The organism is Lacibacter sp. (assembly GCF_057361365.1).
This window is the reverse complement of record NZ_JBMQSG010000010.1, coordinates 15,307-28,590: the sequence shown is the minus strand read 5'-3', so window position 1 is coordinate 28,590 and position 13,284 is coordinate 15,307. Positions and strand designations below refer to the sequence as shown.

Genomic DNA, 13,284 nt, shown 5'->3' with positions numbered 1-13,284 from the left:
GCTTTAATCACCTAAATATCTTCCCCGTATCTTTCTTTCGTTATTTGTTGTAATGATTTGCCTTGGGTTTTGGGTGTCCAAATCGTTCCAATGATCAGTGCCACAAGCAGCAGTCCGATCATAATATACGCTGCAGTATAAAATCCTTCCCCGTTTTCGCCATAAATATTAACAAAACCAAATCCCCATACCGCTGCAATACTTCTAACTGCAAAGAACATAACACCCTGCGCACCTGCCCGGTATTTTGCAGGAAAAAGTTCCGAAGCCCAAAGCGCATAAAATGCCTGTACGCTTATGCCTGCATGTATGCCCCAAAGAATGGTGAACGTCCAAAGTGCTACATGATTTTTTATTCCTATAAAAATAAGTATACCCCAGGCTACAATTCCTATTGATGTACCGAAAACATAAAGCCAGCGTTGATTCACTTTATCAACCAGCATGGCAAAGCCAAAATATGTTACTGCAATAATTACGATCCATTGCACTGCTGTGATCATATTGGCCTCTCCATTGGAAAGACCACCTGCAGTTTCATAAATATGTTGTTGAAAGAAACCCATCACCGACGCAACCATGTTCCAGCTAATGTAAATGCCTGCCAGAAAAAGCATGGTCAGGATATTTACCTTGTTGGTAAAAAGAGTACCAAACGATGCAAAAACGCTTGGTTGTTTTTGCTTGGTTTGTATTTTTTGTGCTTCTTCCCAATCTTTCGATTCATTGAGCTTGCGCTGCAAAGTCCATGCGATTAACGCCACAACAAACAAAGACCCGAAAATAATACGGCTGCTAAATACATTGATTGCATCAACACTTGCATCGTTACCAATAAAGAACGCAGCAATTTTTTGCACATACTCAAATAAAACACCAGACGAAGCATCTGCATTGCCAGGGGCAAGGAGCATTCCTAAAATTAAAATGATCATTGGGCCTACTCCCCAGGCGAACTGTGAAATACCCATGTTCTTTCCACGGTTACCCACTTCTGAATTTTCTGAAATATACGTCCATGAGGCAGGAACACCCACGCCCACTGAAATACCTGTAACCAGGAAACCAATCAACAACATCGGAAAATTAACCGTGAGCATGATGATGGCAATTCCCAGCATATACACAAGCATATTGTAAGTGTAAATGGTTTTTCGTCCGTATTTGTCGGCCAGGAAACCTCCGAAAATTGCGCCGATAGCCGCACCAAAAGCGTTGGCGCTGATTGCATTCAGCAAACCGAGATGCCCTTCGTTCAGCCCAAGGTAGTTCTGCCAAAGCGTTAACCCGCTTGCACCTGCAACAATTGCGCCTGCATCGAGATAATTTGTAAGCGATACAGCAATCGTACTTTTTAAACTTCCTTTTTTTAGTTCCATATGTGTATTTAATGTCCGTTAAAAATGATGTAGAGAGTTAGTATAACAAGTCCTAATAATGCGAACAGAATTTTTACCTGCTTACTGGTTTTTGGTATGGGTGCTGTTTCAATGGCTGCTGTTACTTTGTTTTTATCGAGCAGGGAAATGATGATAGCCGCTGCAAACAAGATTGCAAAAATGTAAAACGAAATGAGAAAGTAATGCGGCCACCAGATGTTTGCTCCTGTTGCAGCATCAGGAGGTATTATCCATAAGTTGAGCATACCAACAAACAAACTGAATGCAGAGCCGACTGATAAAATCAGATTCACCGCCAGCTTGGTTGTTCGTTTCCAGAATACACTCAACAAAAATGTAACTGCTAGCGGTGGCGCCAGGTAACCTAAGATCGATTGAAAAATATCAAACAAGGTTTTGCCTTTGATGTTATCAAATGCAATCGCCATTAATACGGCCAACACGCACCCAGCAATAACAGTGTAACGTCCAACATTGATCTGTTGTTTCACTGTTGCCTGCGGATTGATATTGTTTACATAAATATCTTTTGTAAAAACTGTGCTCAATGCATTTAACGATGAACCAATAGTTGCAACCAATACAGCGATCAATACACAAATAACCAACCCATTTAAACCCGACGGAAATAAATTGGTGACCATGGTCATGTATGCTAATTTATCATCAGTCAGATCGGGGTATAACGCAAAACACAAAATACCGGGCAGGATAAACATTGGCAACGCCAATACTTTCAGCCAACCAATAAAGTTTACTCCAAGCTGCCCCTGCTTTAAATTCTTTGCGCCCAACACACTTTGCACCATGCTTTGATCGGTACAAAAAAATGCAACAGCCGATACAGGATAACCCAGCAAAATTGCATGCCATGGATAACCCGGATCGGATGCTGGATGAATTAAATTCCAGAAATGACTCGGTGTTTTATCAATTAAGGCAGTGATGCCTCCAAGTTTTTGCAAACCGATAAACGTTAATGCCAATGAAACAATGATCAATAAGATCATCTGGAACACATTCACTTTTGCAATTGCTTTTAAACCGCCCATGTAAGTGAACAAACCAGAGAAAGCGACGAGCACTATTGTTGATTGCCACATGGGTATGCCTAAGATCTGTCGAACTAAAATTCCTCCGCTGAATAAACCTAAACTCAACCAACTGATCAAAATTTTTATGAGTGCATAGCCTGCTAATATATCCTGTGAGCTTTTTCCATAACGTTTTCCCATGAACTCGGGCATGGTGCTAACCTTGCTTGCAATGTACCTTGGTGCAAATACCATGGCGAGTAACAACAAAAAAACAAAGGCATACCATTCAAAGTTTCCACCAACGATTCCAGCCGAAAATCCAATGCTTGCAAATGCGAGCAACGATGATGGACCCACATTGGTGCCCCACATGTTGAAACCAATGTTGTACCAGTTGAGCGAATTACCTGCAAGAAAAAGTGTTTCATCTTTTTTCTTGTTTCGGAAACTGGCAACATAACCAATCACCAGCAACGCAATCAAATAAATTGCGACGATAGCAAAGTCAAGCGTTGTGAGTTTATTGTAGATTTCGTTCATTTATTTTTTGGTTACTTGCTTTTATACTTGTGGCATCTTTGTTGTGTCACTCACTTCATCGTCTTGTTATCTATCAGCAATTATCTGAACCGGGATTCATGGGATTATTTTGATTTATAGGATTTAATTCCTGTTAATCCCACAAATCCAATAAATCATGGTTCAGACAAATGTCTTTAACTTTCACCGGCACACCTGTCTTTAATGTTTTATCCATTGCCTGCAACAACGCAACTGTGCCGATTCCTTCTTTCATATCAGGATATGCAGTAAAATCTTGTTCTATTGAATCAACAAAGTATTCAAGATAATTCTGGTACTCGCCTGCATGATGACTTTGTCCTTCAAAACGGAAAAAGTATTTCAGCTTTGCATCACCCCAATGAATGATTTTTTCTTCACCGGTTTTATCGGTAATGGCATAACGTAATTCATGGTAATCTGCCTGGCTTGCACCTTCTGTGCCACGTAATACACAGCTCATGCCGCTGTCACGTTTTGTTGGTTGTGTTGGACTTGTGTATGTTCCGCTCACTCTTGCAATTCTTCCATCAGTTGATTTGAAGATGAAATGCATCGTGTCTTCGTTTTTCAAACCTGCTACTTTCCCGTTTGCACTGATCATACCATAACCCATCACTTCTTCAATGTTGGGTAAATACCAACGAATGAAATCAACAGGATGACTTAACCCGCCATACAACCATTTGAAAGAATTCTCCAATGCCCATTTCTTTTCAAGGAACCAGCGATGATCAGCATTGTAATGACTTTCGATGGTGATGAGTTCACCGATCTCTCCAGCTTCAAAATCCTTACGCTGGCGTTTATATGGTTCGAAGAAGCGGGAACTTTGTCCTACAAATACTTTTTTGCCTGTTTGCTGTTGTATCTCCAATAATTCTTTTGCTCTGCTGAGATCATCAATAAATGGTTTGGTACACACCACATGTTTGCCATGCAGCAATGCCTGTTTGATGTGGTGGGCATGCAAATGATCGGGTGTATAGATAGCTATAATGTCGATCTCTGCATCGTTGAGCAGGTCTTCATAATTGGTTGTATAATTTGCAAAATCAAATTCCTTGCGACGTTGTTTACACAACTCTTCATTGCGGTCGCAAATAGTTTTTAGTCGCAGTTTTTTACTTTGTAAAGCTGCACTCATGGTACTGCGGCCTTCACCAACGCCTAAAATTCCGATTGTCTTCATATTCATTTTTTATTGCCACCGGATAAATCCGGAGGCTAGTCATTCATCTGTTTCAAAAAAACCCAAGTCTCTCCCGGCTTTGTTCCTTTAATTCCTTCCTGGTATTTTTTCATGATCTTATTCCAATCGTCCACCCGTGGATTGTTTGCCGTTGTTCTTGGATTAAGCTTATCCAAACTCTCGCCTTTTGGAATACTGATGATCAACATCAACTGTCTTCGATTTCTGAACAACAACAATTGCTGAAAATCGGCATTGCAAAAACCTTTCGCTATCTCCGGCCATTTTTCGAACTGTGTTGCATGATAATCGAGATATTCTTTCTGCAATTTTTCATCTCCAACAAGATTGGCTGTGAGCAGAATGTGATCCCATTCTTCTGCTACTGTTTTATCGGTACAATGTTTCTTCTTGCTGTATTCATAAAACAGGTCGTGGTACACACGAACTTCTGTCTCCGGAAAACGATTTTGCAAACGTCCCTGCATAACGCCAACGTCCTGCACTTTATCAAAGATGACATAATGATTCTGCCATTGATAGATAGCGTTGCTATCCATATTGTTTTGTGCAAGTACCTGTTTGAGTTTGGTAACATCCAGTGTTTGTCCATCCTTCACCACCAGTTCAATTACTTCGTTGTGTTCTTCGTTAATTACACCGGACTTTGGAGTTTTATTTGCTGTTAAATATTGAAATCGTTTTTCTAAACCCGCATTTTGTTTTACACTGTCATGCACCTGCGGACCATTGTTGCTCCACACATTCCCAGGGCCATTTGCATTCTGCAAATATTTTTGTGAAGGCGTCCAGTTGTTTTTTACAGAGAAGTGAGAAGAGCCTTCATCGTTATAAATATAAAACCAGTGCGACGGCAAATGGGCAATCGGAGATTTATAAATGCTATCAATATAATTGTCTTCAATGATAGAACCGGGCTGTGCACTTAAGGTATAAATACCTGCACAATCGTAATTCCATTTGCCATAGTGATGAATTTTGTTGGCTACGATCCTGTTACCTTTCATCATATTCTCTTCAGGTGTCCAGCCCCAGCCTAAACTGATACCACTGTATGATACATTTTCAATTTCATTGTGACGAATACTTGTTCTGCTGACAAAACCACAGCCGATACCTACCGTTCCCCAATCTTCATTAGTAGCATTAGTGATAAAATTATTTTCTATAAAAATCACATCACACTTTTCTCTTTCATCTTTCGGATGAAAAGGCAAATGAATTTCTCGTCCTTCATCACCATAATTGCCTGCTAAGATGGCTGTACCACCAATATCGCTGAACAAATTATTCTTGGTCATATTATCCTGCACACCTTTTTTTAAATCAATACCTGTTGCGGCTAAATGAAGAAAAGAACAATTCTTAATTCTTGTTCTCACAGCATAACTCATTTCAATTGCTGCAGTTTGTCTGCCAACCCATGCCTGGTTATCCAAACCTGGTTTCGTTTTTGTACCTGCCGGCTTTAATCTGTATGCTTCTGTCATAAACAATCCCACCTGGTGTGGCACATGTCCTTGTAACGATGGTCTCAGCCATCCTGTATGCTGAAAAGAAACTCCATCGATCACGAGGTTCTTAACCGGGTTATCAATCGTCCCTTCCACACTGATCAATGTTTCAGTAAATGGCGCAATCACTTTTGTGGTTGCTAAATTTTCATTGCTGCGTGGCCAGTAATAAATTTTCTTATTGGCTGCATCCAGATACCATTCACCCGGCTCATCTAAAAATTGAATGGCATTGGTTAAATAAAAAGCAGAGTTACCGGTTTCTTTACTCAACCAGGGTGCAGGCCAGGGATGCTCGGTTTGTATTTTACTTTCAGGTTGATGAAAAAATAATTTTGTACTGTCACCCATTACCTGCACTTTCTTCACACGGAGATTCGCAATCTCCCACCATTGATGAATAAACAATTCCAACCCGTTTGTTTTATCTAAATTGATAAAGGGTAATGTTGGTATTACACAAGCAGCTTCTGCTTTGTTCCAGTTTAAAATGCGAAGCATCGCATCGCCGATGGAAGATTTTGCTCTTACTGCTTTCGCTTCATTCACCCACAATTGACGAAAATTGAAAACATTCCCGTTCACCATTGGCACATCAGCCACCCATATGTTTGACTGGATATTTTTTTGCAAGCCATTGACAGCAGTTGTTACTTTTTTCCAATTATTGATTTGTACACCCCCGCTTAAAACAGGTGTTTCATTAGGCGCAGCTTCAATAAAAGTGGAGCTTTCACGGATGCCACTATCTTCCGGCTTTATAACAATGGTTTCTAAAACCAGGTAATGACCACCCCGTAAAATAATATGAATACCGTCTTTGATCGTTGCATCATTCAATCTTCGCAATTCTCTTGCCTTATGTAACGCCATGTTAAGCGTTGCAAAAGGTTTTTCTTTTGAACCATTATTGAGATCAGAACCTGTGGGGGAAACATAAATATCTGCTGCCATGCTCAGTTGAGCAAACAGGATAAAAACAAGCATTTGGCAAGACAGCAATCGTTTCATCATTTTATTCAGCTTGAAGCTACAGAACCTGCCTCAAAAGCAGGCATTTAGGTTGATAAATGTAGTCTTGTTTGCCGCCCTTAAAAATGTGCGTATTTGCTATAATGATGGACGATTTTCCTGTTTTAAGGGTAATATCGGCCGAATTCATTCTGAACAAATTGTAACTTTATAAAAACAGGTTATGCCCAGTCCTTCTTTAAAAGATAAACTCATTGATAAGCTTCGTGAAATTGAAGACCCCGCCTTGTTGGCCGAAGTGTCGAATCTGTTTGAAACTCATGAGCCTGACACATTGTACAAGGTTAACCCCGCTCAAAAAAAATCAATTGAGAAAGGAATACAACAGGCGCAAAATGGACAAACCATTGATAACGATCAGGCCAACAAAGAGTCCGACAAATGGATTGGAAAATGTTTGTATAAATTTGATTATAATCAGAAAAAGAATGTCAGCAAATAAGGTTATCGCAAGTTTTCTTCAAAAATCACCACTTTATTCAAAGATTGAGATTGATAAAACATACTTCCACCCCGAAAGATTTGAAAAGCTAACGTTTCAATTTTTTTGTCCGAATGAAGGGAATATGCAAACCTTTATGCTTGTACTTGAGCCAGAAAAAGCAATTTTTGCGCTCGGACATATGTCGTCAGATAGATTTACAGACATGTTTGACCCATATCAAAAGGACGAATCAATTTCTTTTACTCAACATTTTTCCGGAGAATGTCAATTTTGTAAAAACTATAAAGTAGATTTTTTGCTTAATGTTTTTTCTGATGGCCCAATGCCCAACTTAAGACTTTATAATGGACTTCAATTTATTGAAAGCAGAAATACTGGAAATAAGAAAGCAAAAGATGAATCGAAAGATCACAAGTTATATATTCGAAAAATTGGTCAGTTTCCACCCTTTGAAATAAATCCTGAAAAAGATATTATTAGTTTCCTTCAGGAAGAAGACAAAGAGTATTACAAAAAGTCTTTGATTTGCTTATCACAAAGCTTTGGGATTGCAGCATATGCATACCTTAGACGGATTACTGAAAATGAGATTCTCAGAATTGTTGAAACTCTATCTGCAATAGAAGATGAAAATGGAAAGAAAACTGGTCAACTATACGAAACGTATAAACAAAACAAACAAATGAATAGCTTGATTGAAGGCATATTCCAATTTCTTCCAATAAGTTTAAAATCATTAGGAATTAACCCTCTCAAAGCTTTGTATGCGCATCTTTCGGGAGGTATTCATAGTGATAGCGAGGAAATATGTTTACAAAAAGCAATTGACTTAGATGCAATACTTCGTTTTACTATTAAAAAAATAAATGAAGAAAAAAATGAATTAAAGGAAATTAGAAATGCCTTCAAAAATTTAGGGTATTGAAAATACGTAAAGAATAAGCCTATTTGTTTACTCGCCCTGAAACACTTTCTTCAAATAGGCTGTATTCGCTCCGTAATTAAATTTTGTATCGGAAGGCTTCTTTGCATCTCTGCTGCGTTCAATCACCAGCCATCCGCTCCAGCCAATTTCATCTAATGTCCTTTTCACTTTATACATATCTATTTGCGGATCGTTCTCTAACCACACACTGTCTTTATTAGTAGCATGGATCATGCTGATGCGATCTTTGCCGAGTATTTTTATTTCGCTGATGAGGTCTCTCCCTTCTTTGAGTGGATTGGAAAAGTTGAAATAAATTTTAATTGCCGGCGAACCGATCTGTTTCAACAGTTCCACTTCTTCTTTTGCTGTAAGTGATGTTTCAATGCCGATCACGACACCTGCTTTCTCTGCTAACTTACCTGCAACTTTTAAACGAGCAATTACAGAATCACGAACAGCAGGATTCTTTTTCATATCACACTGCACACCCAACGGCAGAAAGGCATGTTTTACATTCATGAGCTGCATGGTCTTGATACAATCTTCAATGCTGCGGATATACTCCGTTCTTCCGCAAAACGATTGTGCATAATAACCTGTCATGGCCAAACAAAAGATCTCCACCTTATTTTCTTTGGCTGTTTGTATGAATTGATTTCGCACACTATCGATCAATAATTGATTATCGAATGTTGGACGTGTACCAAGTCCGCCCATATCTACTTCCACACCATCTGCTTTGAGTTGTGCAGTTAAGGTGATGGCGCCAAGCTTCTGACGCTTCAGCAACATCAGATCAATCAAACCAATTTTATAACGTTGATTGGTTTTGGCTTTTTCTATTTCGTTTGCAAATACCCTTTCTAAATTTTCAAAACCTTTTACTGCATGTGTCGGTAATTTTTCTCCATTATCACCAAACACAAATAAACTTTTCTCTGGTTCAATGGTAATTTTTGATTCATCAATGTTTCCGTTGGCATCCTGGATTGCTTTTATGTTTAAACCGAGATGCTTTGCCATGAACTCATATAATGGTGTACGCTTCGTAATACCGAAATCATGTTTATCATTTGGCAAATGCACATTCACAACATTTTCTTTTTTGTTGTACCAGCTGTACATCTTTTGCAGATAAGGAAAATCATGTTCAGGCATTTTATCTGTCCAGTCGCCACCATCACTTACAACTAACTGCGGACGTGGTGCTGCCATGGCTGCAATTTCAACATTGTTTGTTCTGCCGCCACATGCATGAATATCCATGCCGCTTTCGCATGGACAACCACCATAGAAATAAGATGAAAGCGAAACGACAGGTGCAGATACTTTAATACGATCATCCAATGCAGTCATTAGCACAGTGTGACTTCCACCACCTGAACCACCAGTGATGGCTACACGATTTGTATCTGCATCTTTCTGTGCTAATAAATAATCAAGAATACGAATAGCACCTAATGCCTGTATGGTCATGGCTAAACTTCTGCGATGATCTTCGGTCTTGAATTGCAATAATGATTCTCCCCATGCAAACAGATCGTAACTGAATGCCATTGCTCCCATTTTTGCCATTGCTGCACAACGGTACTGGCAATCGGCACGGTAACGTTGTTTTTCCCAATGCCCATCCGGGTTTAAAATAACAGGAATTTTGCCCTTGAATTTGCTTGGCTTGTATAATGAACCATTGATCCACACGCCGGGTAGAATTTCGATTGCTATATTTTCAACTGTATAACCATCAAAGATGCGCTTTGCTGTAACGATAGGTTTACTGTTTGGTGCTGCAGGAAGATGATCCAATTGCAGCGCTTCTTTTAAACAAGGTTTTAATTCAGCTTTACGCTTTTCCCATTCTTCTACTGTTTTGTATTGTGCAGCAATGCGATCCATTTCTGCCCAGCCTTCTTCTACCGGCCAGCGGTAATATTCATAAGCACTTAACTTATATTGTTTGTCTTTTTCTTTTTTCACTTTTAATTCAAGCGGCTTCAGAATATTATCGAGTGTTATTTCTACATCGGGGCGATATTTCCATTCGGCATAGGTGACGTTTTTACCTTTCACCATACTATCAACAAACTTGATGGTAACACCATATTTCTTCTGCACATCGTTGAGTACTTCTTTTAATGGTTTGCTGTATTGATTATCGGTGTTGAGTTGCGCTGATGAGTTGAACCACAGAGACACGAAGGCACAGAGAAGAAGAAAGGGTTTCACGCAAAGCTGCAAAGGAACAAAGGAAAAACTTTGCGTTCTTATTTTCTTTGCGCCTTTGCGTGCAAAAAAAGATGCAATGTGAGATGCCGTACAAGAGTGCGACGCAACGATGAAGCTATGAAAAACTGAAGCTCGTATCATAATTCGTTTTTTATTGATGCCTGTTTGCTTTCCAACTACTGTACAACAAGTTTGGTTGCAACACAGGTTTCGAAAAAAATAAACTGGCGATATAACCCACCACAATCACGACGAGGTGACTGTAAACACCAAGCATGAGTTTGTGATGCGTGAAATTAAAATTACCTAAATCGAGTAAGAGTTTGGGATTCTTTACACCAACGGGTGTACTGGTTAAGAAAGCCCATGCTGTAAACAAAATACAGGTGATGATACCGATGTTCACACCTTGACGATTTGCTCTTGCACTAAACAACCCCAATAAAAAAATACCAACGATGCCACCTGAGAAGATTGCATAGATGGTGAAGATGACACCGAGCACACCTTCGTTACCTGCCAACAAATAAAACGCACCGATGGCGATCGACAACAAACCAGAAAACACCACAAAGGCTTTACTGGTGTAGAGATATTGTTTGTCTGTTTTGCCGGGGCGAAACTTTTTATAATAATCTTCCATGCCAACAGCAGCCAATGAATTGAGATCGGCGCTGAGACTACAGATAGCAGCAGAGATCAACGCTGCAACAATAAACCCGATAACACCTGTTGGCAACTGCGTCATAATAAAATGCGGGAATACAGCTTCGGCTTTCATGCCATCGGGTAATGGATTTTGTTTATAAAAAACGAATAGCGCTGTACCAATAAACATGAAGATAGTCCAGATAGGAACAGTTAAACTGATGCCAAGCAGTGATGCTTTCTCGGCAGCCTTATCTGTTTTTGCCGTGAGATAACGTTGCACAACTGTTTGATCGGTTCCGTATTTCTGAATGGCATAGAATGATCCGTTAATGATCATCACCACCAATGTGAGTTCTGTAAATTTAAAATCATAAGGACCGAAACCAGTGCGGTTATTTTCAGTAGCTACTTTTATTGCTTCGGGAATACCACCTTTGATGGATAATAAAATCACCACCAAACAAATGATACCACTTGCAAATAACATGAACCCTTGAAATACATCGAGCCAGATGACGGCCTGCATGCCGCCTTTTAAATTCACCATTACCAATACAAAACCAACAACTGCAAGAACAAGAAAGGGACTGATAGTGGTTATTTCATGAATGGCTACTGCAATTAAAAACAACACAGTGCCCATACCTGCAAACTGGCGAATGATAAAAGAAGACGAACTATAATAACGGGCAAAGCTGCCAAAACGTTTTTCAAAATATTCATAGGTACTTAAGCCAATTACTTTTCGAAAGAGTGGAACGATGAACCAGATGGTTCCTAACAAAACGATCGGCACCATTAAACCCTGCACCAATAATATCCAGTTGCTGGCATAACCTTGTGCAGGATAACCAAGAAACGTTACACTGCTGATGAGTGTAGAAAGCAACGACAAACCTAATGCCCATGATGGAAAATTTCCCTTTGAAAGAAAAAACTTCTCTGTTGTGTTTTGCCTGTTGGCAAACCGGAAGCCGAGATAGAGCGTAACACCCAGCACAACCAGGATGATGAAATAATCTATAAAATGTAAATGGTCCATGGCGAATCGTTATGGGTGCTCACAGATTTTACTGATGAACACAGATTGTTTGTTTTATTCGTACGCAAACAGTTGTTTTATTTCTTTGCTAAGTTCGTAACTGCCGGGTTTAACCGTGATATACAACTCTTCCACTTTCATCCGCACCACTCCTCTTGCTAATTCATTTACAGGTGACAGATGATTGATACCAAGCTCCTGCAAAATGGCAGTTGCTGTTGATCCCCCTTCGATAAACAGTTCACGGATCTTATTTTGTTCAACCACCGCTTTTAGTGCGTGCGCCATGATGTAGCGTAAATCGGCAGCTGATGTATCCGCAGGTAATGTTTCACTGTTAAATGCAATGATGGCTTTCTGTCTTTGTTCTAACACTCCCTTGCATTGCTGCAACCAGACTTCATCATTAATTCCGTTTTCAATCATCTGCTTGGTGATATACAAAACCATCTTATTCTTTTCATCAACCTGTTTTATATAATTCACCGATTGATCATAAGCCGTACCACACACATACAAAAAAGGAAGCTGCAACTCATGCTGCTTTTGATTTGCTCGTTTGAACTGTTTGTTCAGCAATGCACTGTAAAAATCGCCTGCACCTGCTACCACAAAACTTTCATCCAGCTTCTCTGCCCATGCCTGTACATCTGTTTCATTTTCTGCTTCACCAACAACAATTCCATGTTCAGTCAATGCATCAGTATGTTTGAGCACTTGCACTTCATCATGTTTTAGTATCATTTGCACCGATGAATGGCTGATAGGGAATTCAGGATCGGTTGCAAAACCTGTTTCACTGATGAGCTTTCCCTGTACATAATAATTCCCATTGCTGATGGTTCTTCCAAGTGATGGATTGGCAGGCAGAATAAATGCTTTTGATTTGTGCATCAACTGCATTTGCACTTTCAATTCATCGACAACATAACCACGCAGCACCGAATCGATCTTCTTGTAAATGAAAGAAGGTTTTAACTGCAGCACAGATTTAAGTACTGCCTCGGTTCTTTTTAATGCATCTGCCTTATTCAAAGAGCGGCTATCGGTTGAAACAATCAACACATCTGCACTTGTTGCAGCAACTTCAGCCGTATATAACTCTACAGTCAGTCCATAACGCAGACTGATACCCGCCAATTCGGCTGCTCCTGTAAAATCGTCGGCTATTACTGCAATCATATGATGAGTGATCAGTGATGAGTGATGAGTGGGCCACTCATTACTCATCATTC

9 protein-coding genes are annotated in these 13,284 nt (G+C 39.7%); 2 read left to right on the top strand and 7 right to left on the bottom strand.

Annotated elements, in window-relative coordinates:
• Positions 1-11: 11 nt before the first annotated feature.
• The 4 genes from ACO1QW_RS08660 to ACO1QW_RS08645 all read right to left on the bottom strand — a co-directional run bounded on the left by ACO1QW_RS08660 (position 12) and on the right by ACO1QW_RS08645 (position 6,739).
• Positions 12-1,379, bottom strand: a complete 1,368-nt coding sequence (locus tag ACO1QW_RS08660) for an MFS transporter (protein ID WP_486257592.1) — start codon at positions 1,377-1,379, stop codon at positions 12-14.
• Between the two features lie 8 nt (positions 1,380-1,387).
• Positions 1,388-2,977, bottom strand: coding sequence for a sodium:solute symporter family transporter (locus ACO1QW_RS08655; protein ID WP_486257590.1), 1,590 nt, complete (start codon positions 2,975-2,977; stop codon positions 1,388-1,390).
• Positions 2,978-3,110: 133 nt separating this feature from the next.
• Positions 3,111-4,190: a Gfo/Idh/MocA family protein gene (locus ACO1QW_RS08650; RefSeq protein WP_486257588.1), complete on the bottom strand. Its 1,080-nt coding sequence runs from the start codon at positions 4,188-4,190 to the stop codon at positions 3,111-3,113.
• A gap of 35 nt (positions 4,191-4,225) precedes the next feature.
• Positions 4,226-6,739 (bottom strand): L-rhamnose mutarotase, encoded by a 2,514-nt coding sequence (locus tag ACO1QW_RS08645; RefSeq protein WP_486257586.1) that lies wholly within the window; start codon positions 6,737-6,739, stop codon positions 4,226-4,228.
• Positions 6,740-6,920: 181 nt separating this feature from the next.
• Between ACO1QW_RS08645 and ACO1QW_RS08640 the strand changes: the two genes are divergently transcribed.
• Together ACO1QW_RS08640 and ACO1QW_RS08635 are read left to right on the top strand one after the other, a co-directional pair.
• On the top strand, positions 6,921-7,199 hold the full coding sequence (locus ACO1QW_RS08640; protein WP_486257585.1) for a hypothetical protein: 279 nt from the start codon (positions 6,921-6,923) through the stop codon (positions 7,197-7,199).
• Entirely contained in the window at positions 7,186-8,127 is a 942-nt protein-coding gene (locus tag ACO1QW_RS08635; protein ID WP_486257584.1) for a hypothetical protein, read from the top strand. The genes ACO1QW_RS08640 and ACO1QW_RS08635 overlap by 14 nt, the downstream gene beginning before the upstream one ends.
• A gap of 27 nt (positions 8,128-8,154) precedes the next feature.
• Here ACO1QW_RS08635 and ACO1QW_RS08630 read toward each other — a convergent pair whose 3' ends face one another.
• From ACO1QW_RS08630 to ACO1QW_RS08620, 3 genes are read right to left on the bottom strand one after another with little or no spacing between them, the layout of a single operon-like run.
• The gene (locus ACO1QW_RS08630; protein WP_486257582.1) at positions 8,155-10,497 is read right to left on the bottom strand and encodes a TIM barrel protein; all 2,343 of its coding nucleotides are present in this window, start codon (positions 10,495-10,497) and stop codon (positions 8,155-8,157) included.
• Positions 10,498-10,507: 10 nt separating this feature from the next.
• Complete coding sequence (locus ACO1QW_RS08625) at positions 10,508-12,049, bottom strand: sodium:solute symporter family protein (protein WP_486257580.1); 1,542 nt, start codon at positions 12,047-12,049, stop codon at positions 10,508-10,510.
• A gap of 54 nt (positions 12,050-12,103) precedes the next feature.
• Positions 12,104-13,279, bottom strand: a complete 1,176-nt coding sequence (locus ACO1QW_RS08620) for a four-carbon acid sugar kinase family protein (protein ID WP_486257579.1) — start codon at positions 13,277-13,279, stop codon at positions 12,104-12,106.
• Positions 13,280-13,284 lie beyond the last annotated feature (5 nt).

Bases quoted from the DNA above. Each gene is read 5' to 3' on its own strand.
- ACO1QW_RS08660 (WP_486257592.1), bottom strand. From the start codon at position 1,379: ATGGAACTAAAAAAAGGAAGTTTAAAAAGTACGATTGCTGTATCGCTT.
- ACO1QW_RS08655 (WP_486257590.1), bottom strand. From the start codon at position 2,977: ATGAACGAAATCTACAATAAACTCACAACGCTTGACTTTGCTATCGTC.
- ACO1QW_RS08650 (WP_486257588.1), bottom strand. From the start codon at position 4,190: ATGAAGACAATCGGAATTTTAGGCGTTGGTGAAGGCCGCAGTACCATG.
- ACO1QW_RS08645 (WP_486257586.1), bottom strand. From the start codon at position 6,739: ATGATGAAACGATTGCTGTCTTGCCAAATGCTTGTTTTTATCCTGTTT.
- ACO1QW_RS08640 (WP_486257585.1), top strand. From the start codon at position 6,921: ATGCCCAGTCCTTCTTTAAAAGATAAACTCATTGATAAGCTTCGTGAA.
- ACO1QW_RS08635 (WP_486257584.1), top strand. From the start codon at position 7,186: ATGTCAGCAAATAAGGTTATCGCAAGTTTTCTTCAAAAATCACCACTT.
- ACO1QW_RS08630 (WP_486257582.1), bottom strand. From the start codon at position 10,497: ATGATACGAGCTTCAGTTTTTCATAGCTTCATCGTTGCGTCGCACTCT.
- ACO1QW_RS08625 (WP_486257580.1), bottom strand. From the start codon at position 12,049: ATGGACCATTTACATTTTATAGATTATTTCATCATCCTGGTTGTGCTG.
- ACO1QW_RS08620 (WP_486257579.1), bottom strand. From the start codon at position 13,279: ATGAGTAATGAGTGGCCCACTCATCACTCATCACTGATCACTCATCAT.